Origin of the sequence: Bacillus fonticola, assembly GCF_012955605.1 — a bacterium.
Taxonomy (GTDB): Bacteria; Bacillota; Bacilli; order Bacillales; family JC228; genus Bacillus_CG; species Bacillus_CG fonticola.
Genome location: NZ_CP052135.1, coordinates 2,468,468 through 2,489,223, shown reverse-complemented (window position 1 = coordinate 2,489,223; position 20,756 = coordinate 2,468,468). Strand labels below are relative to the sequence as shown.

26 protein-coding genes and 1 pseudogene are annotated in these 20,756 nt (G+C 43.1%); 14 read left to right on the top strand and 13 right to left on the bottom strand.

Going from position 1 to position 20,756, the window contains the following annotated elements:
- Positions 1 to 28 precede the first annotated feature (28 nt).
- Both HHK01_RS12340 and HHK01_RS12335 read left to right on the top strand, forming a co-directional pair.
- Positions 29 to 265 carry a YuzB family protein gene (locus tag HHK01_RS12340; protein ID WP_170008786.1) on the top strand — a complete coding sequence of 79 codons (237 nt, stop codon included), beginning with the start codon at positions 29 to 31 and terminating at the stop codon, positions 263 to 265.
- 175 nt (positions 266 to 440) lie between these two features.
- On the top strand, positions 441 to 806 hold the full coding sequence (locus tag HHK01_RS12335; RefSeq protein ID WP_170008054.1) for a HesB/IscA family protein: 366 nt from the start codon (positions 441 to 443) through the stop codon (positions 804 to 806).
- Positions 807 to 1,091: 285 nt separating this feature from the next.
- Here the strand turns inward: HHK01_RS12335 and HHK01_RS12330 are convergent, their stop codons facing one another.
- Entirely contained in the window at positions 1,092 to 2,090 is a 999-nt protein-coding gene (locus HHK01_RS12330; RefSeq protein WP_170008053.1) for an NAD(P)/FAD-dependent oxidoreductase, read from the bottom strand.
- Positions 2,091 to 2,504: 414 nt separating this feature from the next.
- Between HHK01_RS12330 and HHK01_RS12325 the strand changes: the two genes are divergently transcribed.
- The 5 genes from HHK01_RS12325 (at position 2,505) to HHK01_RS12305 (ending at position 6,505) form a co-directional block, all read left to right on the top strand.
- Positions 2,505 to 3,722 carry an NAD(P)/FAD-dependent oxidoreductase gene (locus tag HHK01_RS12325; RefSeq protein ID WP_170008052.1) on the top strand — a complete coding sequence of 406 codons (1,218 nt, stop codon included), beginning with the start codon at positions 2,505 to 2,507 and terminating at the stop codon, positions 3,720 to 3,722.
- Positions 3,723 to 3,950: 228 nt separating this feature from the next.
- Positions 3,951 to 4,460, top strand: coding sequence for an NUDIX domain-containing protein (locus HHK01_RS12320; protein ID WP_170008051.1), 510 nt, complete (start codon positions 3,951 to 3,953; stop codon positions 4,458 to 4,460).
- 156 nt (positions 4,461 to 4,616) lie between these two features.
- A complete protein-coding gene (locus HHK01_RS12315; protein WP_228027568.1) occupies positions 4,617 to 4,754 on the top strand; it encodes a YuiA family protein in 138 nt (45 codons plus the stop codon).
- Between the two features lie 588 nt (positions 4,755 to 5,342).
- Positions 5,343 to 5,660, top strand: coding sequence for a YuiB family protein (locus HHK01_RS12310; protein ID WP_170008050.1), 318 nt, complete (start codon positions 5,343 to 5,345; stop codon positions 5,658 to 5,660).
- Positions 5,661 to 5,794: 134 nt separating this feature from the next.
- Positions 5,795 to 6,505, top strand: coding sequence for a 3D domain-containing protein (locus tag HHK01_RS12305; RefSeq protein WP_170008784.1), 711 nt, complete (start codon positions 5,795 to 5,797; stop codon positions 6,503 to 6,505).
- A gap of 154 nt (positions 6,506 to 6,659) precedes the next feature.
- Here HHK01_RS12305 and HHK01_RS12300 read toward each other — a convergent pair whose 3' ends face one another.
- On the bottom strand, positions 6,660 to 7,148 hold the full coding sequence (locus HHK01_RS12300; RefSeq protein ID WP_170008049.1) for a divergent PAP2 family protein: 489 nt from the start codon (positions 7,146 to 7,148) through the stop codon (positions 6,660 to 6,662).
- A gap of 172 nt (positions 7,149 to 7,320) precedes the next feature.
- Here HHK01_RS12300 and HHK01_RS12295 point away from each other — a divergent pair, with 172 nt between their 5' ends.
- Positions 7,321 to 8,832, top strand: a complete 1,512-nt coding sequence (locus HHK01_RS12295; protein ID WP_170008048.1) for a leucyl aminopeptidase — start codon at positions 7,321 to 7,323, stop codon at positions 8,830 to 8,832.
- A gap of 566 nt (positions 8,833 to 9,398) precedes the next feature.
- Positions 9,399 to 9,494 (top strand): annotated as a pseudogene (locus HHK01_RS15625) (hypothetical protein); the annotation flags it as partial.
- A 240-nt stretch (positions 9,495 to 9,734) separates the two neighbouring features.
- Here the strand turns inward: HHK01_RS15625 and HHK01_RS12285 are convergent.
- Complete coding sequence (locus HHK01_RS12285; RefSeq protein WP_170008047.1) at positions 9,735 to 10,121, bottom strand: YuzC family spore coat inner layer protein; 387 nt, start codon at positions 10,119 to 10,121, stop codon at positions 9,735 to 9,737.
- A 96-nt stretch (positions 10,122 to 10,217) separates the two neighbouring features.
- Between HHK01_RS12285 and HHK01_RS12280 the strand changes: the two genes are divergently transcribed.
- The gene (locus HHK01_RS12280; RefSeq protein ID WP_170008046.1) at positions 10,218 to 10,637 is read left to right on the top strand and encodes a hotdog fold thioesterase; all 420 of its coding nucleotides are present in this window, start codon (positions 10,218 to 10,220) and stop codon (positions 10,635 to 10,637) included.
- Between the two features lie 52 nt (positions 10,638 to 10,689).
- Here the strand turns inward: HHK01_RS12280 and mnhG are convergent, their stop codons facing one another.
- The 7 genes from mnhG to HHK01_RS12245 are packed head-to-tail and all read right to left on the bottom strand — an operon-like array spanning position 10,690 to position 16,436.
- Positions 10,690 to 11,052 carry a monovalent cation/H(+) antiporter subunit G gene (mnhG, locus tag HHK01_RS12275; RefSeq protein WP_170008045.1) on the bottom strand — a complete coding sequence of 121 codons (363 nt, stop codon included), beginning with the start codon at positions 11,050 to 11,052 and terminating at the stop codon, positions 10,690 to 10,692.
- A complete protein-coding gene (locus tag HHK01_RS12270; protein ID WP_170008782.1) occupies positions 11,033 to 11,272 on the bottom strand; it encodes a Na(+)/H(+) antiporter subunit F1 in 240 nt (79 codons plus the stop codon). The genes mnhG and HHK01_RS12270 overlap by 20 nt, the downstream gene beginning before the upstream one ends.
- Before the next feature lie 50 nt (positions 11,273 to 11,322).
- The gene (locus HHK01_RS12265; protein WP_170008044.1) at positions 11,323 to 11,793 is read right to left on the bottom strand and encodes a Na+/H+ antiporter subunit E; all 471 of its coding nucleotides are present in this window, start codon (positions 11,791 to 11,793) and stop codon (positions 11,323 to 11,325) included.
- Positions 11,794 to 11,799: 6 nt separating this feature from the next.
- The gene (locus tag HHK01_RS12260; protein WP_170008781.1) at positions 11,800 to 13,278 is read right to left on the bottom strand and encodes a Na+/H+ antiporter subunit D; all 1,479 of its coding nucleotides are present in this window, start codon (positions 13,276 to 13,278) and stop codon (positions 11,800 to 11,802) included.
- Positions 13,271 to 13,612 (bottom strand): Na(+)/H(+) antiporter subunit C, encoded by a 342-nt coding sequence (locus HHK01_RS12255; RefSeq protein ID WP_170008043.1) that lies wholly within the window; start codon positions 13,610 to 13,612, stop codon positions 13,271 to 13,273. The genes HHK01_RS12260 and HHK01_RS12255 overlap by 8 nt, the downstream gene beginning before the upstream one ends.
- A complete protein-coding gene (locus tag HHK01_RS12250) occupies positions 13,612 to 14,034 on the bottom strand; it encodes a Na(+)/H(+) antiporter subunit B (protein WP_170008042.1) in 423 nt (140 codons plus the stop codon). The genes HHK01_RS12255 and HHK01_RS12250 overlap by 1 nt, the downstream gene beginning before the upstream one ends.
- Positions 14,031 to 16,436 (bottom strand): Na+/H+ antiporter subunit A, encoded by a 2,406-nt coding sequence (locus tag HHK01_RS12245; RefSeq protein WP_170008041.1) that lies wholly within the window; start codon positions 16,434 to 16,436, stop codon positions 14,031 to 14,033. Before HHK01_RS12245 ends, HHK01_RS12250 begins: the two co-directional genes overlap by 4 nt.
- A 282-nt stretch (positions 16,437 to 16,718) precedes the next feature.
- On the opposite strand from HHK01_RS12245, the gene HHK01_RS12240 reads away from it, so the two are divergent.
- Complete coding sequence (locus HHK01_RS12240) at positions 16,719 to 16,934, top strand: hypothetical protein (RefSeq protein WP_170008040.1); 216 nt, start codon at positions 16,719 to 16,721, stop codon at positions 16,932 to 16,934.
- Between the two features lie 49 nt (positions 16,935 to 16,983).
- Here the strand turns inward: HHK01_RS12240 and HHK01_RS12235 are convergent, their stop codons facing one another.
- Positions 16,984 to 18,174, bottom strand: coding sequence for an MFS transporter (locus HHK01_RS12235; protein WP_322619370.1), 1,191 nt, complete (start codon positions 18,172 to 18,174; stop codon positions 16,984 to 16,986).
- Positions 18,175 to 18,334: 160 nt separating this feature from the next.
- On the bottom strand, positions 18,335 to 18,709 hold the full coding sequence (locus HHK01_RS12230; RefSeq protein WP_170008039.1) for a kinase-associated lipoprotein KapB: 375 nt from the start codon (positions 18,707 to 18,709) through the stop codon (positions 18,335 to 18,337).
- 239 nt (positions 18,710 to 18,948) lie between these two features.
- Here HHK01_RS12230 and HHK01_RS12225 point away from each other — a divergent pair, with 239 nt between their 5' ends.
- From HHK01_RS12225 to HHK01_RS12215, 3 genes are all read left to right on the top strand, one after another.
- Complete coding sequence (locus tag HHK01_RS12225) at positions 18,949 to 19,536, top strand: peptidylprolyl isomerase (protein ID WP_170008038.1); 588 nt, start codon at positions 18,949 to 18,951, stop codon at positions 19,534 to 19,536.
- A gap of 99 nt (positions 19,537 to 19,635) precedes the next feature.
- Positions 19,636 to 19,848 carry a hypothetical protein gene (locus HHK01_RS12220; protein ID WP_170008037.1) on the top strand — a complete coding sequence of 71 codons (213 nt, stop codon included), beginning with the start codon at positions 19,636 to 19,638 and terminating at the stop codon, positions 19,846 to 19,848.
- Positions 19,849 to 19,920: 72 nt separating this feature from the next.
- Positions 19,921 to 20,508, top strand: a complete 588-nt coding sequence (locus tag HHK01_RS12215) for a superoxide dismutase family protein (protein WP_170008036.1) — start codon at positions 19,921 to 19,923, stop codon at positions 20,506 to 20,508.
- 79 nt (positions 20,509 to 20,587) lie between these two features.
- On the opposite strand, the gene HHK01_RS15800 is transcribed toward HHK01_RS12215, so the two are convergent.
- Complete coding sequence (locus HHK01_RS15800) at positions 20,588 to 20,710, bottom strand: hypothetical protein (RefSeq protein WP_265575544.1); 123 nt, start codon at positions 20,708 to 20,710, stop codon at positions 20,588 to 20,590.
- Positions 20,711 to 20,756 lie beyond the last annotated feature (46 nt).

The window sequence follows — 20,756 nt, the reverse complement described above, 5'->3', positions numbered from 1 at the left end:
TACGATAGGAAGGATCGAGGTGACAAGTATGCAACCCATTATTGAATTTTGTATTAGCAACTTGGCGAATGGGAGTCAAGTTGCCTTAGAAAAATTAGAAAAAGATCCGAACTTGGATATCGTTGAATATAGCTGTCTAGGGTACTGTACTGCATGCGTGCGCGGGCTTTATTGTCTCGTGAACGGGGAGATAGTAGAAGGGGACACACCCGAAGAACTCGTGGCTGAAGTATATCAATTTCTCGAGGAAAATCCGATGTTTTAATCTATATATATGGGTGGTCGATTCCTGCGAGTATTTTAGCGTACTAGGACTCATTATTTTACAAAAACAACCTTTATAAATAAGGGCTTGCGGTTGAGTTTTTCACCTTGAGAGAGGTATACTGATACTAATAAGTGCTTCATTGTTTAGCACATGAGTAAAGGAGAGATCCAGTATGTCAGAACAAGTGGTCACTCTAACAGAAGCAGCCGCGTACCAAGTTCGTGATATGTTGAAGGAACACGAAGAAGAAAATGCATTTCTTCGCGTAACGGTGCACGGTGGAGGGTGTAGTGGTCTGTCGTATGGAATGGGATTAGACCACGAACAAAAAGAGGATGACAAGCTAGAGGATCATCACGGCATCCCAGTGCTGATCGATGCCGAAGCACGTCCGGTTTTGCACGGAACGGTCATTGATTATAAGGAGTCCTTAATGGGGGGCGGGTTTACGATTGATAACCCGAATGCGATTGCAGCTTGTGGCTGTGGTTCATCATTCCGGACGAAGAAGAATGCTGGGAAGCCGGAGAATTGTTAATAGTAGATAGGAAGAACCTTGGGCTATCCTAGTCAAAGGTTCTTTTTTTTTGGGGAGAAAGCTGACACTGGGTCAGAGGATAAAACCAAGGCGATATCCATTCCGACACAAAATAGCCTTCCGTCGCAGGCATTACCTGAACGAAAGGCTATTCTCAACTATATAGACTTCTTAAAAGAATAACTCGTCTTCTGAAACCCCATCTTTTCTTCATAAAAGCGGTGTGCGTCTAGACGCTGTAGTCAATCAGCCACTTGTAGTTCTTTAACAAGCGTCACCGTGTCTTTACTCTTGAATCAAAGAAGTGCTATGCAATGGTTGCACGCGTGATTTCGGATCCATATACGATTTTGCGTTATTGACCGCTGTCGGACCTTCACCGAAGCCTGTAGCGATTAGTTTCACTTTTCCTTCGTACGTACAGATGTCACCTGCAGCATAAAAGCCTGGGATATTGGTTTCCATTTTTGAGTTGACGACGATGGAGTTCTTTTCGATTTCAAGGCCCCACTCTTTAATCGGTCCAAGCGTAGAAACAAAGCCGTAGTTCACGATCAGTGCATCTATGTCGAGAATTTCCTTTTCTTCACCCTTCGCTTGCTGGAACACGATTTGTTTAATTGCTTCTCCGTCGCCAATTATTTCGTTAGGAACATACGGCGTCATAATGCGGACTGAAGAGTTATTGAGTTGCTCTACACTAGATTCGTGCGCACGGAATTTGTCGCGTCTATGAACGAGCGTAACACTCTTTGCAATGGGCTCGAGCATAAGTGACCAGTCCACTGCGGAGTCCCCTCCACCAAGAACAACAACATTTTTACCAGCAAACGCGTTCAAATCGTTGATGAAATAGTGAAGGTTTTTTCCTTCGTATTGTTCTGCACCTTCTAGCTCAATACGACGTGGTTGGAACGCACCGTTTCCTGCTGTAAGGATGATTGTTTTACTGTAGTGTACCTCTTTATCTGTAGTTAATTTGAAAACGCCATCTGCCTGTTTTTCAACTTTTTCAACGGCTTGCTCCAAACTAATCGTAGGCTCAAAGCGCTCAATTTGTGTTTTTAGTGAGTCAACGAGTTCTTGTGCCCGTACTTTTGGAAATCCTGCTACGTCGTAAATATATTTTTCTGGATAGAGGGTAGAAAGTTGTCCACCGAGTTGAGGGAGGCTTTCAATAATTTTGACGGATGCTTGGCGCATTCCCCCATAAAACGCGGTAAATAACCCTGTAGGACCTCCTCCGATAATGGTCATATCGTATACTTGTTGATCTTCTTTCAACGTATGTACCTCCTTTAGAAGTTCGTCACATCTATGTTAGTTTATCATAAAACGGTGAAAAGTTCGTGGAAGACCATTCTGTAGCCATGCTTTTTCGGAATTTTACAAACCTACTTCTCTCTCTTGAAATCGCTACGTAAGTTTAATAAGATAAAGGAAGGGAATAATGTAAAGATTTTATGACAATTTTTTTGCTTGGTTACGTGAAGTATATCACAAACTTTTTTTGCTCGTGTAAAATGGGCACGTGTCAACTTAGGCGACAAGGATAGGTCGACAACGGAAGTCGAGATCTTGTCAAAGATTTCTCTTTCACCTATTTGCTCTTATGATCTTTATCCATGAAAGAGAAAGATATCGCTACAACCATTTGTATGTAAAGCATACGGACTATTTTAGGAAAAGGTGATTGACGTGAAAACTCCCAATGTAGTTGTATTAGGTGCTGGATATGGCGGATTAGTGGCCACTACCCGCCTACACAAGCAACTTGGTGTAAATGAAGCAAACATTACGCTTGTCAATAAAAATGACTATCATTACGAGACTACGTGGCTTCATGAAGCATCTGCTGGAACGTTGCACCATGACAAAGTTCGCTACGGTGTGAAGGACGTCGTAGACAATAGAGTAAATTTTATCCAGGGTACTGTTTCAGAGATTAAGCGTGATGAAAAAGAAGTCGTGTTGCAAAGTGGAGAAACACTTTCTTACGACTATCTAGTAGTTGCCCTTGGTGCAATTCCGGAGACATTCGGTATTGAAGGGTTACATGAGCATGCGTTCATGATTTCAAACGTGAATGGGGCGCGTCTGCTTCGTGAACACATTGACTACCAATTTGCGAAGTATTCAAACTCAGATGAAAAGGATGAAAGTTTGTTGTCCTTTGTCGTTGGTGGAGCTGGTTTCACAGGAATCGAATTTTTGGGTGAGCTAACTAACAGAATTCCAGAACTATGCCGAGAGTTTGATGTAGACTATCATAAAGTTCGTATTACGTGTGTGGAAGCAGCGCCCATGGTTCTTCCAGGATTTGATAAAGAACTTGTTGATTACGCTGTTGCTCAACTCGAGCGTAAAGGCGTTGAATTTAAAATTGGTACAGCCATTAAACAGTGTACTGAAGAAGGTATTATTTGCCAAAAGGGTGAGAATGATCCTGAAGAAATTAAAGCAGGTACGGTTGTGTGGGCTGCGGGTGTGCGTGGAAATCCAGTCATTGAGAAATCTGGATTCCAAGAAATGCGTGGACGAATTAAAGTTGAGGCAGATCTTCGTGCACCAGGGGAAGACGTTATTTTCGTAATAGGTGATTCTGCACTCGTCATTAATCCTGAAATTGATCGTCCATACCCTCCGACTGCCCAAATTGCGATGCAACAAGGAGAAGTATGTGCAAACAACGTCGCAAAATTAGTAAAAGGTGAAACAAACCTAGAATCGTTTACTCCAGATCTAAAGGGAACCGTATGCTCTCTTGGTGAGGATGATGCGATTGGTCTAGTATTTGGTCGTAAGCTATTCGGAACAAAAGCGTCCATTATGAAAAAAGTCGTCGACAATCGTGCCTTGTACATGATTGGTGGGCCATCTCTTGTGTTGAAAAAGGGCAAGTTTAAAATTTTCTAATGAGCAAATGAGGGATACTCTATTTTGAGTGTCCCTTTTCTATAAGTGCGTGTTCAAAAAGGAGGACAAAAAGTGCCGAGAAGTTCGAGGAAGCGCAGACTCCTTTGCACCTGAGCGTATGTGCAAATACGTGATGAGCAGAGGAGCGAGCTGACAAAGAAATTCGACAGCTATTTTTCCCGGACTTTTTGAACATCCGCTATAACATGCTTCAAGGGGAGAGAGAAGATGCTATCGAAGCGTGGACATGTTTGGTTGGCTGCAGGGGCAGTGGTGGAAACTGAGGACGGGCGCTTGCTCGTTGTAAAGAAAAAGTACGGTGGATTAAAGGGGAAGTGGTCTTTTCCCGCTGGATTTGTTGAACCTGGCGAAACATTGGACGAGGCAGCACTGCGAGAATTACGTGAGGAAACAGGCATAACGGGCGTGGTGGAAGGATGCTTAGCGATTCGTACAGGCGTGATTCAAGGGAAAATTGGCGATCATCTTATCCTCTTTCGTGTTTATCCAGATACAACTGACATTGTCGTGGAAAAGTCCGAATTAGAAGATGCACAATTTCTAACAAAAGCCCAGCTTGCCGTAGACCCAGATGCTTCTTTGTTAGTTGTACGAGCTTTGAAAGAAGGCTGGGGGACAGCGCTACGTGATCTCCACAGCGCCGACCCTGGAGCCCAGTTTGGATACACATCTTATAAAGTCGCTGTTGATCGGCATGGGGAGATTACCAAAAATTGAGTGCCTATTTTTGAAATAATTAGATAACTGAAGAGAGAGAATGAAAAAGGGATTTGTATGCGTTTTCATTGACCGTGACGCCGCCTTATCTGCCTTTCCGAATTGATGATTTTTTGCTATATTATCAGAAAATACAATTTTTAAGGAGTGGGCACAATGGCTCGCATGACAAATTCAACGAAAAGCTGTGTGTACTGTCAAGGTAAGGGTTACTTTCAGTTGCTGCTTGGTGGTTCAGAAACGTGTCCTTGCTGTAGTGGATCAGGTAAAAAAGCAGATAAACATGTATCATAACTATCCAAACGAGGTGCTTGTCGCTTCGTTTTTTTTGCTTAATCAGTAACCTGCGAGAAGAGTTTGAATCCTCATCAGGGAGTAGCGTTCTAATTTGGGGTTAACGCTCTAATAACGGGATTAACGCTCTTATCTGGGGATTAGCGCTCTTATCTCTGGATTAACGCTCTTATCTCTGGATTAACGCTCTTATCTCTGGATTAACGCTCTTATCTAGGGATTAACGCTCAAATCCTGGGATTAACGCTCTTATCCGGGGATTAGCGCTCAAATCTGGGGATTAGCGCTCATATCTCGGGATTAACGCTCTTATCTCTGGATTAACGCTCTTATCTCTGGATTAACGCTCTTATCTAGGGATTATCGCTCTTATCTCGGGATTAACGCTCTTATCCTGGGATTAACGCTCTTATCCTGGGATTAACGCTCTTACCGTCCACGAATCATGCTCTCATTCACCCGAGTCTCTTACCTTTAATCGTACTATCGTTTTATTTATTTTTTTGCGTGACAACTTTGTGATGTTCTAGCGCTAACTCTTTATTTCCTGTACAATAATGAATACCGCAAAGTGAAGAGGTGGAATCTATGGGAATACCGTTTATTTTGATTTCCATGGTATTGTTTTTTGTCATGTTTTTTGGAATAGGTTTTATTCTGAATATGTTGCTTAGAATGAGTTGGATAATGGCAATTATATACCCAATAATCACATTGTCGATTATCGATGATGTACCCTTTTTAAATTATGCGACAGCACCTATTGATACGCTACAACTGGCGTGGGATCGACTGTTTGTCATCACCTTGGCAGATGGGCTTATTTTATCAAGTGGATTTGTTGGTGCCATTCTTTCTGGAGTCGTCATTAAGATGCTTAGAAGCCGCGGATATCGGATGTTCTAGCAGAAAGCTTCTGTCCCTTTTACCTCATGGTAGAAGGGATTTTAATTTTCCCATTTTTCTCTTAATCTCCTGTTTCTTGTATAAAAGATTTCTCATCGGGAAACGATTAGAGGTGGGAGGAGTGAAAATTGGATATGAACAGTACACATTCATGGTGGAAAAGGTTGGGGATGAGTCTTTGTTTCGTGCTGGCTTTCACCACAACGGTACAAGCTGTATCTGGACTTGGTGTTCAGACGTTTGCTTCATGGCTTTGGGCTGAGGTGCCGACGCAAACGTACGAAAAAGCACAAGATCATGAAGGAAAGCGATTTGGCTTATCGTTTAAGTTTTTAGAAACATTGTTTACCGACAAGCAAGTATCCTCGCAAACGGCGACAGCGGTGAGCAATCCACCGTCCTTAGAAGAGGCCTATGATTGGTCGAAATATCCGAAGCGAGAAGTGGTGGCAACAGGTTACACTGCTGGAGTAGAGTCGACTGGGAAAGACCCGAGTCATCCACAGTATGGTATTACGTACTCAGGAGTAAAGGTGAAGCGTGATTTGTACTCAACAATTGCTGCGGATACGAGCGTATTTCCGATCGGTACCATCCTATGGATTCCAGATTATGGTTTGGGCGTTGTAGCCGACACGGGTTCAGCTATAAAGGGTAACAAAATTGATTTGTATTTTAAAACAGTAGAAGATGTCTACGAGCAGTGGGGAAAGAAAACGGTAGATGTGTATATCGTCGAAATGGGTGATGGAAACTTGACAGAAGAAGTACTCCTCAACCTGAACGAAAACAAAGCAATGCAAGTGTTTCGGCAGCAAATTCAAAATGGTGAGGAAGCATCATAATAGGAAATAAATAGGAATAGAGCGAACCGTCGAGCAGGATGGTTCGCTCTATTTTATTTGGAGATACTGTTCAAAAGGACACGCATCATCTCTCCATCGTTCAAGGTGGAGAGATATCCCCTCTGAATGGTTACGATCAACATGCGGGCGACTGTTATGTAATCGGGCCATCTGTTATCGCATGTAGCACCAAAGCGATAATTACACCGCTTAACCCTCCAAAAAATACCTCAACCGGCTTATGTCCGAGTAATTCCTTTAATTCTCTACGTTTTTCTGATTCTTCTTTTTGAGGCCAAATTTTCGCCTCTGATACAAAACGATTAAAGTCTTTGACAAGATCATTTAGGACGCGAGCTTGCTCACCTGCTTGAAAACGAACACCGGTTGCATCGAACATCACAATAATGGCGAATACACACGACACTGCAAAAAGCGGTGAATCAAGACCCTCTTCAATGCCTATTCCTGTCGTTAAAGCTGTTACCGCCGCACTGTGGCTGCTTGGCATTCCACCTGTTGAGGTAAAGAGTGACCAATCCCACTTTCTAGTAGCTACATATAGAATAGGGATTTTAATGAACTGTGCAAAAATGATGGCGACAAGTGCTGCCCAAAAAGAAAAGTGAAAGAAGTCTGTCATTGGAAGATCATCCTTTGATGTAGTTCTTATTTTAAGTGCGTGTTACCGTAGTGTTTCTTAAGAGAGGCGTATCGAAACTTTTGAATAATAGTATACCACAGAGTGCCTAGCACATTGCCCACACTACCCGAACTTTTCTAAAAACGTTATACTAAGTGTAGGAGGTGGGAAGATGTTTACACTACACACAAAGTCAGAACTTTTCAAACAAAAAAGCATCCCTTTACTCGTCGTTGGTGTATGGGACGAGCCCGAGAAACGAACGGATACGCTCCAACAACTAGATACGGCACTAGATGGTGGGTTGCAACCGTATTTAGACACTGGGGACGTGAAAGGAAAGCATCTGGATTGGACGATCTTTCATACATACGGTAAATTTGCGAGTGACCGGGTCATGACGATCGGGTTGGGCAAAGAAAACCAAGCAAGCATTGAGCAGTTGAAAGAAGTCTTTGGAACTGTATTCCAGTACGTCCAGAAAAATCTGCATTCCTCTTTAGCGATTGATCTAGATTCTTTCACAAGTAGCGAACTTGACGTAGAAACGGTGGCACATTTTATTGGAGAAGTTTTGCCGACCTCAACGTATCACTATGATGGATACCGGCAGCATTCCAATAAACCAAAAGTCCGGATTGAAGACGTGTCAGTATACACAGATGCTGATGGCAAAGAGGTCGAAGCTGCTCTTCAAGTCGGATATGCATTTGGAAACGGAACGAACACTGCGCGTACGCTTGTCAATACGCCGGGGAATATGCTCACTGCCACACATATGGCACAGTTTGCCACCGAACTTGGTCAGAAATACGATTTTGAAGTAGAAATTTTAGAAAAAGCCCAAATGGAAGAGCTTGGGATGGGCGCTTTGCTTGCGGTAAACCAAGGCTCAACTGAACCCCCAAAGATGATCGTTTTGAAATATCAAGGCAAAGATACGTGGGAAGATGTAATTGGACTTGTCGGAAAAGGCATTACGTTTGATACCGGTGGCTATTCCATTAAGCCAAAAACAGGTATCGTCGGAATGAAAACTGATATGGGGGGAGCTGCAGCAGTTTTAGGTGCTATGGAAATCATTGGTGAAACCAGACCTGAACAAAACGTGGTCGCTGTGATCCCGTCCACAGACAACATGATCAGTGGAAGTGCCTTTAAACCTGACGATGTCATTACGTCGATGAGCGGGAAGACGATTGAAGTGTTGAACACTGATGCAGAAGGTCGTCTGGCGCTGGCCGACGGTGTAACGTATGCAAAGCATCATGGTGCCAGTGTGCTAGTTGACGTTGCCACATTAACAGGTGGTGTCATCGTCGCTCTCGGTACAGACACAACCGGTGCGATGACGAACAACGAAGCTTTATTTGAGCAAGTGTTAGAAGCGTCTGATGAGGCTAATGAAACGATTTGGCGATTACCGATTACGGAAAAAGATAAAAAACGGGTACGCACTAGTAAAGTTGCCGATTTAAACAACTCGCCTGGTCGTGAAGGACATGCCATCATGGCAGGAACGTTCATTGGTGAATTTACAGAAGGGACACCGTGGGTACATTTGGATATTGCCGGAACTGCGACGACTTCAAAAACGACACCACTCGGTCCTGCTGGAGCAACTGGTGTTATGGCGAAAACGCTAGCTTATTTTGTAGAGACGTTCCAGCTTGAAAACGAGTAAGTTATACGAAGAAAAGGGGGAAGGCATCATGCTATTCTCCCTTTTTTCTTAAGAAGAAGGATTTGTTCAGTAAAAATTAAAGGCTGTTTACTAAAAGATTGTTGCTTTATTAATGAAATCTCATTACACAGGAGCTGTATAATGCGACATACTGCTGTGATGATTTCCACTGTAGCTAGACACGTCTCACCTGTCCCGCTGATCCCGCAGGAGTAGAAGGAGAAAAGGCTAAGAGCGCCACGTCCTGTGGCAACGCCTTTCTGACCCACATCCTGTGGGCCCCCGCTCCAATCAACGAACAGATAGCGAGTCAAAACTTCCATTATAAAAGTTCTGCTGTGAAGTTGCCGAGAGAAAGGCACGTGCCTATACCTCCGCACTTGTCCATGCATACGCTAACTTTGTAAGAGATAAAGATAAATGTGCATAGAGGAGGAAATGCGATGTATCGTGATTTTCGTCGTCCGTACGGTCCAGGCTTTGGAGGCTTTGGAGGCTTTGGTGGCCCGTTCATTGGTGGCGTACTTGGAGGCCTTGTAGGCAGTGCGTTTTTACGTCCACGTCCTTACGGTTACGGAGGCTATGGAGGCTATGGAGGCTATGGAGGCTACGGAGGCTACGGAGGCTATGGCGGCTATGGCGGCTATGGCGGAGGACATGGTTATAATCCGTATCATGGTGGAGGATATAGATATCCCCCATATTACTAATTAAAACAACAATTACGGAAGGGTCAGCACAACGAGTTCTTGTGCTGACCCTTTTTAACACATAGTTAAATAAATTACAATTACCAACATAAAAGGGTAATGCATCTATGAGGTGGTTCAGTCCAAAAACTGGGCTCCATACTCAAATCAAATCCCACCTGATACTTAAGCGTTCGCAAAGAAATTTCTTCCTCACCGCCACCGATAAACGAGCCTTAACTTACAGCATTCTTCAGATTGATACCGTCCTGTTAAATACACCGTAATTCCATCTGGATTGAAGGAAACAGAGAACTGTGAGGAAATGCCTGTCGTGTGCAGAAGCTGTTTGACCGTATTGTCATCTGACTTTTGTGCTGCACTCATCACATCCTTAGCCAGTGTGCCGCTTTGTAGCGCAGTGCATAGTTTGTCGGCATCCGAAACAAGTTGTTGCATTTGTTGGGCAGATTGTTGAAAAAGAGCGGGATCGACATCTGGAAATGATCCATTTTTTTGCCTATTTTCAAAAGATGATGGAAAATATGACTTCGGTGGACGTGTTCGATAGGCGGAAGGATGTCCATTCCAATATCTCATGGAAAACTCCCCTTTCTCGTTACAGTCTTTTGCTAACCATATGCGCTAACAACTGGTACTATGAAAGGAGGAGAAAGAAAAGGAGATGAGTGGTAAATGAGCGATATTTTACATAAGCGTCCAACTTTATTAGAGGCATTAGGTATTCAATTTCGGGAGGAGACGTTAGGTACTGAGCAAGTAGAAGCGACTATGCCTGTAGATGAGCGCACGATTCAACCGTATGGCATGCTACATGGTGGAGCATCTGTGGCCTTGGCCGAGAGTGTTGCGAGTTATGGTGCATATACTCTTGTAGAGAAACTCGGGAAAGTACCGGTTGGATTGGAGATTAATGCCAACCATATAAAGAGTATGCGGTCTGGTTTTGTAAAAGCTATCGGAACGGTTGAACACTTTGGGGAAACTACAATGGTGTGGACAATTCGAATAGTGGATGAAGCAGACGAAACAAGATTAATCTGTTTATCGAGATGTACGATCGCCTTGCTACAACAGGCTGTACAAGGAAAATGAAAGGGAAGTGAGACACTTTTAAACAAAGGTCTCACTTCCCTTTTAAATGGGACTATTCATTAGATCGTTGACGAGCTTCTATCTTTTGCTTTAAATCATCGTGATTACTGCCTTTCCACAGCTTTACACCAGAGTAATAAGCGGCACGACTGATCAAGTGCCCCGCAACTGGAGCTGTTAGAAAGATAAATGCGATGCTCAATAGTACACGTGAGTTAAACTGTCCTTCAACTGCATAAAAGTGAATAAATGTACCAAGTAGTACACACATAACTCCGAGTGTTGCGCTTTTCGAGGCGGCGTGATTTCGTGTGTACACATCAGGTAATCGAACGACACCGATAGCAGATACTAAAGTTAGGATAACACCAGTAACCACAAAGAAGCCAACGAGACTAGGAATGATCACGGTCACGTTCAATCACGACTCCTTTCTCGAGGAACTTAGCAAAAGCAACGGTTCCGATAAACGCTAAAATCCCTATTAGCAATATAATTTCTAAAAAGGCGTTTGTGTCGAGCAAAATTGACAATATAGCTACCATGGAGACTAATGTAATCCCGATGGCATCAAGAGCAACGACCCGATCTGGAGTCGTCGGTCCTATAATTAGTCTATAGACAAACCCGAGCATAGCAATCGAAATGAGTAGAAGAGATAGCTGTAAAAAGAAGTCTAAGGTCACTATCGGCTCACCTCCCGGATTAATCTTTCAAACGAATCTTTAATCCCTTGAATGGCTTCTTCTACATTAGGAAGATCAACGGCGTGCACGTATAAAATCCCATCGTCTACGTCAATGACAAGTGTTCCAGGAGTCAATGTGATGAGATTGGCGAGCACAGTAATTTCCCAGTCCTTCTTTACCTCTATAGGGAGAGCGAAGATACCTGGTTGAATATCCAATTTCGGCTTCAAGACTAGCTTTAACACATCGACATTAGACAGCACCAATTCTTTCAAAAAGACGAGAAGCAGGTGCACAATGGCAATGACTCTCCCTATGTAAAACCGAGAAGGGAAAAAACGTCTAAACACAAACAAAATGAACAAGCCAAGCAGGTAACCAATCACAAACGTTGCCCCATCAAACGACACTTGTAACAGCATCCAGACAAATGCTAGCAAGACGTTGAGTAAAATTTGAAAAGCCATCCGACATTACTCCTTTAAGACCGCATCAATGTAAATGGATGGGTTGATTAGCGTTTCTGTAGCCTGTGCAATGATCGGCTCTATGAATTGAGTTCCAACTCCGTAGAAGCTGGCAAGAGCGACGAGTAGGATAGCAGGGACGAGTAATGGACGAATAGCATGTTTCGTTGCATGTACCTCGTGTGGAGGACCCCAAAACCCGTTTAAAAAGATTTTCATTACTGAGAACAACACAAGTAAACTGGAAAGTAGGACAACGAATGATCCAACGTATTGGCCAGATTCAAAGCCTGCTTGTACGATGAGTAGTTTGCCTACAAATCCGCTGAGAGGCGGGATCCCTGCAAGTGAAAGTGCCGCAACGAAAAATGTCCATCCAAGTCCTGGGAATTCACGGATAACACCGCCCATTTTTTTCAGGTCGCTTGTCCCCGTCACTTTCATTAGCATACCGATACAGAGGAATAACGCTCCTTTGATGAGCATGTCGTGAATGATATAAAAGATAGATCCGGAGATGCCAGTTTCTGTTCCCGTTGAAATGCCAAAGCCAATGACACCCACTGCTACGATAATGTTGTAAATGATAATCTTTTTGACGTCCCAATAGGCAATTGCTCCAATCACCCCTACAAGAATAGTCAAAATAGATAAAGTCCCTAAAATGGCATGGGTAATCTCGGGTTCGTACGGAAAAATGATCGTATATGTACGCAAAATAGAGTAAATGCCTACTTTTGTTAGCAACGCACCGAATACGGTGAGTATCGCAATGGGTGGTGCGTTATAGGAACCTGGTAACCAAAAGTGAAGTGGAAAGAAGGAACCTTTCATACCAAAAACGATCAGAAACAAAATTGCGATCACGGTAAGAATACCTGGTTGCCCACTGTCAGCAACCTTTTGACCTAAATCTGCCATATTAAGCGTTCCTGTAACCGAATACAGATACGCAACAGCTGAGACGAATAAGGCTGATGAAATGACGTTCACTAAAATATACTTCAAAGATTCTCGCAACTGGACACGCGTTCCTCCTAAAACGAGCAGGACATAGGAAGACATGAGCATGACCTCGAAAAAGACGAACAAGTTAAAAATATCCCCTGTTAAAAAGGCCCCATTTACGCCTACGAGCAAAAACTGAAAGACAGGATAGAAGAAATGACGTTCTCGTTCTTCCCCAATTGTTCGAAACGCATACAGTAAAGCTGTGAAGCTAATGATACTCGAAGTTAAGACGAGCAAACTCGCAAGACCGTCGGCTACCAACGTTATACCATACGGAGCTTCCCAGCTTCCTAAATATAATGGTATCACTCTTTCAGTTATTACTTCGGAAAGAAGCCACACACTAACCCCTAGTGTAACGAGTGAGCCAACTACGGATATACTTCGCTGCCATCTTATCTTTGTCGGAAAGAACATGAGGACAACGGCAGTTAGTAAAGGAATCAATATTGGATAGATCGGTAAGTTAATCATTGCCTTCATTCCCTCGCAATCGTTCCATGTTGTCCGTCCCCAGTTCTTGATACGCCCGGTAAGCTAATACAAGCATGAATGAAGTCACACCAAAACTAATGACGATGGCCGTTAAAATTAGCGCCTGTGGCAGAGGGTCTGTGTACGCTTCCGTACCGTCTACGAGTATGGGAGGCGCACCCGTTTTCAGTCCACCCATTGTTAAAATAAGGAGATGGGCTCCGTGAGACAATAATCCTGTTCCTACAATAATTCGTAACAAGCTTTTAGATAACATGAGATAGGTGGCGCACATAAACAAGGTTCCAATGACAAAAGACATTAAAATTTCCACTATTCACTCTCCCCTATCGTTTGAATAATGGTCAACGTTACGCCGACTACGACGAGATATACACCGGTATCAAACGCAACTGCAGTGTGCAATGTTTGTTTCCCAAGTAAAGGGAGTTGGAAGTAGTCATATGCATGAGTTAAAAATGGTTTACCAAACAAGATGGCTGATACACTAGTCCCAACTGCTAAAAGTAATCCGATTCCAACCATCGAAATATAATTGATCGGTAAGATCTTTACGACGGTTTTGATGTCATAAGCCAACAACAAAAGAACGATGGCTGCTGCTGTCATGAGGCCTGCAATAAATCCTCCACCGGGTGTGTAGTGTCCAGCGAAAAACAAATTCAAAGAGTAGAGAACAATGAGAAATACGGCGACACGGGTGACAGTTTGAAAAATAATATCATTTGTTCTCATGACTCTTCATTCCTCCTTGCAAGACGTAGACGAATCATCGCGTAAATCCCCATTGCGGCAATACTAAGGACAGCAATCTCAAACAGTGTATCGAAACCACGGAAGTCTACGAGAATGACATTGACCATATTTTTCCCTGCTGCTTTTTCGTACACGTTTTCAATATAGTACGAAGAGATAGAGTCAAATAGTTTTTCACTTTGGGCAACAAGGGCAATGATGGTGACAATCGCTCCTACACCGACAGAGACGATTGCGTTCGTAAAACGGAATCTCATGCGTTCTTCATTCCGACCAAGCTTCGGTAGATGATAAAAGCAAAGTAAGAAAAGAGCCACAGAGACCGTTTCAATGACGAGCTGCGTTAAAGCAAGATCTGGTGCTCGAAACAATACAAAGAAAAGGGACACTGCGTATCCAACAGCTCCGAGCGCAATAATGCTTGTGAGGCGGCTTTTTGCAAACAGGATCGTAATGGCTGCTACAACAGTCACGATAGCTAAAATGACCTCATATACTCCGATAGGCGCAGTATTCTCTGTCGTGACATTCCATGACTTTGTATCAATTAGCACGAAAGCAAGCAAACCAACTATGAAAATAAACATAGCTACAAGATAGTTCCGTATGTAGCCTGTCATCACGCCCTGTGTAAGATTCAGCGCCCCACGTTGCATATGGTGCATACCTGAATCGTAAAACGAATTAAGTTCCAAGCTTTTTGGAATGACATTGTACACACGCTTCCACTTCGGATATGTGTGATACAACAACGTACCAACTGTAATAACACCAAGGGTCATGAACAGTTCTACCGTGAACCCATGCCAAAAGAAAATGTCTACTTGGAACGTTTCTCCTTGTGTAATAAGGGACGGTAAAATACTAGCCATTGTTGGCCTAATAATGTTAATGGACAAGATGTTTGGGAAAAATCCAAAGATAACAACGAGTGACCCAAGGATAAGCGGGGAAATGAGCATTCCGAAAGGAGCTTCATGCGGCTCTTTCTCCAACTTGTCTCTTTGTAAGTCGCCTGTAAATGTTTTGAACAATAAGCGCATGCTGTAAACAAACGTGAAAATACTTCCTATCCAAGCTAGCACGGGGAACAAAAATCCGAATGTTTCTAGCGAGAAAAAGTCCATTTCTAGCACGTTAACCATTCCGGTAAAAAACATCTCTTTACTAAGGAATCCGTTAAACGGAGGAAGTCCTGCCATCGAGAAGCTACCGACCATAGCGAGCGTAAACGTTATCGGCATGACGGTCATTAAGCCACCTAATCGGTGGATATCCCGGGTACCTGTCTCATGATCGACAATTCCAACGACCATAAAGAGTGATCCTTTAAAGGTGGCGTGATTGATTAAATGGAAAACAGCTGCGGCAGTAGCAGCAATATAAATATTTTCGCCGCCGTCATTTTGCAAAGCAGCAGCACCAATTCCAAGTAAACTCATAATCAAACCGAGTTGGCTAATTGTAGAGTAAGCTAAAATTCCCTTTAGATCCGTTTGTCTAATCGCATTAAAAGAGCCCCAGAAAAGCGTTACAATTCCGACTCCACCAACGAGCCAGAGCCAAACACCAGACTCGGCAAAGATAGGACTCATACGAGCGACTAAGTAAATGCCCGCCTTAACCATCGTGGCAGAGTGTAAATATGCGCTAACAGGTGTAGGAGCTTCCATGGCGTCAGGTAACCAAATGTGAAACGGAAACTGAGCTGATTTTGTAAATGCTCCAAGTAAAACGAGTAGCATCGCTGGGATAAATAGTGGTTGAGCAAAAATGACTTCAGACTGCTCCACCATTCCGCGAATCGAAAAAGTACCCGTCATGAGATAGAGCATGATAAAACCACCGAGCATGGCGAGTCCGCCGAAGACGGTAATAAGCATCGACTTTTGCGCCCCATAACGAGAACCGTCTTTATGGTTCCAGTACCCAATTAATAGAAAACTGGAGATACTCGTCAATTCCCAAAACGTATACAAAACGATGACGTTATCGGAAAGTGTAACCCCTAACATAGCGCCCATAAAGAGCAATAAATACACATAAAAGGTATGTAAAGATTCTTTATGCTTGTCCAAATAGTAAACAGAGTAAAGGACTACGAGTGCCCCGATCCCAGTAATGAGAAGGGCAAACAAAAGACCTAATCCGTCAATATAAACGTCAAAGGAAATATCAAGTGCAGGAATCCACGGTACACTTTCTAAAATGGCTTCATTATTACCTGTTACCTCTAGAAATTGACTAAAGTAGACCACAAGCGTGACGGGTACAAGTAGCACAAACCACCCTGTGTGTACTTGAGGCATGTACTTTCGCAGCAGAGGTACGAAAATGGCAAATAAAAATGGCAACAGAATTGCCACATGAAGTAATGTCAAACGAACACCCTCCTTATCATCCAATCCTTATGTGAAAATTACTTTTGCAAATGTTTATAAAAGTGCGGGGATGTAGTGCATCTGTAACTATGTAAAGTAGCCACTATAAGTTGATCTTAGACACATTATAACGTAAATAAAAAAAGCTTGCATGGATGAAACACAGTCTACACAAGGGTTCCCGTTTTGTTATTAAATATGTAAGAAGACGGCGTGAATTCGAAAAAAACTTTGCATAAATACGTATAAAAAAGAGCAAACTGAGCAATAGGTGATGCTTATATGAAAAAGATTTTGTATAGTGGCACCCTCTTTTCTGTGTTGTTTCTAGGTGGCTGGTTTGTCAATTCACAACAAGAAATTTCATACGAAAGAGGCCTTCAACAAGACGGTCAATTGCAACCGATCCCGCTAAGTACAGAAGTGGGGGAAAATTTCGAAAGGCCTCTCCCGCCAAAAAGGATGCGCTCAAGGGAGTATGTGCGCATTGTTGGGTAGGTTAACTTAAAGAACCCGACATCATTACAGATGTTGGGTTCTTCATAAGTTATATCGATCGGGAGTTATGAGCCAAAGTTTCTTGACTTTCCTCGTGGCGAACGCTCCAAAACAATACACAACATGCTGTGAAAAATAAAGCGCTCGTCACGAAGAAAACCGATTGTATGCCAAACCATCCGGAGATAACTCCCCCCATAACAGGTCCAATGACGTTACCGAGGAAACGAAAGCTTACTGTGTAACCTTGTAATTCCCCTTGCATTCGTTGCGGGGCCACTTGGCGAACATACGCTGTGACACAAGGAATAATGCCCCCAATTGCCATACCAAATAAAAACCTAGCTAAGACGAGTTGCCATAAGGCGTTTGCAAAAGCCTGTGGGATAAACAATAAGGATGCGGCTAACAACAAAATAAGAAGAACTTTTTCATAGCCAATTCGATCTCCTAATGTTCCCCACTTTCGAGTAGCTAGTAAGTTTCCGAAACCGGTTGCGGAAAAGGCAAACCCTGCTAAAAGTGCTACATTGGTTGCATTCGTCAATTCGGCAACGTATAAGGCGAGCAGTGGTTGCACACTAAAGTTAGCAACTTGAACTAATGTTGAGAGAAGCATTAAGGTAAACAATACACGGTGCTGTAAAATAAATTGCAGCACTTCTTTTCGTGTATAATGCTTCTGGTTTTCCTTTTCATCTTCTTCAAGCTCTACTTCTTTTGTCAAAAATAGGACCATGGTCGTCGAAATGATAATCGCAGTCGCGGTAATAATAAACGTGTAGGAGAATCCGACACTATCTGCGAGTGCTCCTCCAATAAGCGGACCGAGTAATCCGCCGGAGACGGTGCCCATTTGCAAAGTTCCCAATGTCCTGCCGGCAACTTCCTTCGGTGTTTGTTTTGAAATAAAAGCAAGAGACGTTGGAATAAAGCCAGTAACAATCCCCATAAACACCCGAAGAAAAAATAAACCTGCTACAGACTCCATAAAGCCCATTAAAAAGATGCTTGTTGCGATTCCGTACCCTGTAATAACTAAAATGGGTTTATAGCCCTTTCGATCGGCAATGCGCCCCCAGATGGGAGAGACTAAAAACGCCATCAAAAAGGTGATTCCAAACACGAAGCCAGCCCATCTCTGCACATATTCGTCACTAAAGTTTCCAAATGTTTCAATGTACAAGGAAAGAAACGGCATGACCATCGTGGCACTTCCTGCTACTAAAAAGTTTGCCATAAACATGACGCGTAGATTTCTTTTTCTAACCGTAATCCTTTCCACCTTCTTTGATTGTCTTATATTTCGGTTTGCTAAATAAAATTATACGCTTCCTTTTAGCATTTGAAAAGGGGATGGATGTCCCTATTGGTGAGTTCAGAATGAAAAAACCTACTTCTTAAGAACGGAAGTAGGCTTTTTTTAAGTTCAGTAAGCAATCGAGGGCTTGCCGAGCATATGGGGATTCAGTTTGTCTCAACTTGTTCTCATACGTGTCTAGAGCATGTTGTAAAGAAGCGTAGTAGTCTGGAACGTCACCTTCGTAAGCTTTTATTTGTTGCGGGGGCACGTTCGTTTGTTCACGGAAACTCAAAGCTTTTCGCTCATGAAAGAAAGGGACGTTTGTTTGATTTGGGTTGTGAAGATCCCCTTGCTTAGGATGCTTTTTGACTGCTAAAACACGAACCGTAGCACGTGATTCACTCCACTGTGTAACCTCACCAATATAAACCCCAGTTTTATACGGCGCTGTGACCAGATCTCCTATTTGCATATGAGTCCACTCCTTAAAAATAGTCCTACTTCTTACTACGTTACGAAAGAGATGGGAAAACTGCAAGGGTCTATACTTTTGCACTGAGATGATGGGTAAGGTAAAATAGCGTTATCTGTGCCCGTAATTGAGTACCAAGCGTTGCGCCATGGACGGCGAGATTGCAGCGTGGTTCCTTTATCTTTAATTTACGTGCAGAACAAAGTGGGTCGCCCCCACGAAAAAATGGAGGTAACACAATGAGCTACCCGCAAATCGATCAAACGAATGAAACGGTTAAAGTGAAAATGGAAACGAATCATGGGGATATGATCATCGCCCTTTACGGAAATCAGGCACCAAAAACGGTTAAGAATTTCGTAACTCACTGTGAAAACGGCTATTACGACGGTCTTACTTTCCACAGAATCATTAAGCAGTTTATGCTTCAAGGTGGAGACCCAAGTGGAAACGGAACAGGCGGGGAAAGTATTTACGGTGCCCCTTTCGAAGATGAATTTTCACCAGAGTTGTTCCACTTCCAAGGAGCACTCTCAATGGCGAATTCTGGTCCAAACACAAATGGGAGCCAATTTTTTATTGTGCAAAATAGTGAGCTGAATCCACAAATGGCTGCCGATCTTGATAGAGCAGGATACCCAGCAGAAGCTATCCAAAAATACAAAGAAGTTGGCGGAACCCCTTGGTTAGACCACCGTCACACAGTGTTTGGACAAGTAGTTGAAGGAATGGATATCGTACATAAAATTGCTGACCTTCCAACATTGCCAACAGATCAACCGATGGAAAAAGTCGTGATGACGAAAGTCCGTCCAATTATGAATTAAATTAACATGTCATCACTTCTTCACAAGCAATGTTTGGAGAAAGAGTCTCGTTTGTTATACTAGTTAGTAGTAGTTACTTTTGAAAGGCGGTGATGCACGATGCCAAGTGTACCCCCATGGATACTTGGGCTCTTTTTGTACTTCCCAGAAGACAAATCCGAGTACATTCCGGCTGCCATTAGCTTCGGAATCTTTTTCGTGTTTGCTGTGCTGACGATGATGTGGATTATCCGCATTAACCGTAAGCAGGAAAAGGAAGCGAAATTGTTTGAACAACAGTTGCAAGCTGAGGAAGAACAGAAACGATTATAGAAAACGTGTTTAAAAAGAAAAGCAACTGACCACACTACTAAGAAAGTTCTTGCCGTATGTAGGGGGATTGTTATGGTTGTGCGGTCAGTTGGTTTCTTAGTATGTAGCTGTACGGTCCTCTTTGTAGCAGGATGTGCTACTGGAGGAAATCCTAAAAAATTAAATGTTGATGTCGTAAACCCGGACGGAGACTCACTTGGTGTAGTTACGATGGAAGAAGGGGCGTCTGGTGTTGATATGACGTTTGACCTAGAAGGTTTACCACCGAGTGAGCATGCGGTTCATTTTCATGAAAAGGGCTCTTGTGAAGGGCCAGATTTTGAATCTGCTGGCAATCATTTTAATCCGGATGATAAAAGTCATGGTCTATTGAATCCAGAAGGTGCACATGCTGGGGACCTTCCTAACGTGATAGCAGATGATCAAGGTGTAGTGAATGTCGAGTTAACAGCGCCTCAAGCGACTTTAGCTGAAGGAAAAACGACTTTGTATACAACAGAAGGGACGTCTCTCGTTATCCATGAGCTGGCAGACGATGGAATGAGTCAGCCTGCTGGCAATGCAGGTGCGCGGATTGCATGCGGAGAGATTTCAAAGAACGGAGAACCTGTTGACCAAGAAGGCACGGAAGAGGCTGAAACTGAACAAGAGAAAGAGTAAGGACAAAGCCACGCCGCTTTGTCCTTTTTTCTTTTTCCTTGATTTGCGTCGGAAAAACGAAGGATAGCCACTCCTCAACTTACATCGGTAATAAGTCATCCTCTTGATACTGAAATAATTCTGGAGTAGTATCCCATTTCACAGAATAGGTGTCTTTGCGAACCATCAAACGATCAAACAAAGTTGATTCCCTATACAACATCCTATCTAGCATCTATATAATTAGTGCACGGACTTTCTTGACGTGT

Coding starts and splice junctions, on each gene's coding strand:
- HHK01_RS12315 (WP_228027568.1), top strand. CDS start 4,617: ATGGCTCGCATGACAAATTCAACGAAAAGCTGTGTGTACTGTCAAGGT.
- HHK01_RS12310 (WP_170008050.1), top strand. CDS start 5,343: ATGGGAATACCGTTTATTTTGATTTCCATGGTATTGTTTTTTGTCATG.
- HHK01_RS12265 (WP_170008044.1), bottom strand. CDS start 11,793: ATGGCTTTTCAAATTTTACTCAACGTCTTGCTAGCATTTGTCTGGATG.
- HHK01_RS12230 (WP_170008039.1), bottom strand. CDS start 18,709: ATGCAAATAGGAGATCTGGTCACAGCGCCGTATAAAACTGGGGTTTAT.
- HHK01_RS12300 (WP_170008049.1), bottom strand. CDS start 7,148: ATGACAGACTTCTTTCACTTTTCTTTTTGGGCAGCACTTGTCGCCATC.
- HHK01_RS12235 (WP_322619370.1), bottom strand. CDS start 18,174: ATGGCAAACTTTTTAGTAGCAGGAAGTGCCACGATGGTCATGCCGTTT.
- HHK01_RS12215 (WP_170008036.1), top strand. CDS start 19,921: ATGGTTGTGCGGTCAGTTGGTTTCTTAGTATGTAGCTGTACGGTCCTC.
- HHK01_RS12225 (WP_170008038.1), top strand. CDS start 18,949: ATGAGCTACCCGCAAATCGATCAAACGAATGAAACGGTTAAAGTGAAA.
- HHK01_RS12285 (WP_170008047.1), bottom strand. CDS start 10,121: ATGAGATATTGGAATGGACATCCTTCCGCCTATCGAACACGTCCACCG.
- HHK01_RS12335 (WP_170008054.1), top strand. CDS start 441: ATGTCAGAACAAGTGGTCACTCTAACAGAAGCAGCCGCGTACCAAGTT.
- HHK01_RS12270 (WP_170008782.1), bottom strand. CDS start 11,272: ATGCTCGGGTTTGTCTATAGACTAATTATAGGACCGACGACTCCAGAT.
- HHK01_RS12220 (WP_170008037.1), top strand. CDS start 19,636: ATGCCAAGTGTACCCCCATGGATACTTGGGCTCTTTTTGTACTTCCCA.
- HHK01_RS12295 (WP_170008048.1), top strand. CDS start 7,321: ATGTTTACACTACACACAAAGTCAGAACTTTTCAAACAAAAAAGCATC.
- HHK01_RS12260 (WP_170008781.1), bottom strand. CDS start 13,278: ATGATTAACTTACCGATCTATCCAATATTGATTCCTTTACTAACTGCC.
- HHK01_RS15800 (WP_265575544.1), bottom strand. CDS start 20,710: ATGTTGTATAGGGAATCAACTTTGTTTGATCGTTTGATGGTTCGCAAA.
- HHK01_RS12250 (WP_170008042.1), bottom strand. CDS start 14,034: ATGAGAACAAATGATATTATTTTTCAAACTGTCACCCGTGTCGCCGTA.
- HHK01_RS12320 (WP_170008051.1), top strand. CDS start 3,951: ATGCTATCGAAGCGTGGACATGTTTGGTTGGCTGCAGGGGCAGTGGTG.
- HHK01_RS12240 (WP_170008040.1), top strand. CDS start 16,719: ATGAAAAAGATTTTGTATAGTGGCACCCTCTTTTCTGTGTTGTTTCTA.
- HHK01_RS12340 (WP_170008786.1), top strand. CDS start 29: ATGCAACCCATTATTGAATTTTGTATTAGCAACTTGGCGAATGGGAGT.
- HHK01_RS12305 (WP_170008784.1), top strand. CDS start 5,795: ATGAACAGTACACATTCATGGTGGAAAAGGTTGGGGATGAGTCTTTGT.
- HHK01_RS12280 (WP_170008046.1), top strand. CDS start 10,218: ATGAGCGATATTTTACATAAGCGTCCAACTTTATTAGAGGCATTAGGT.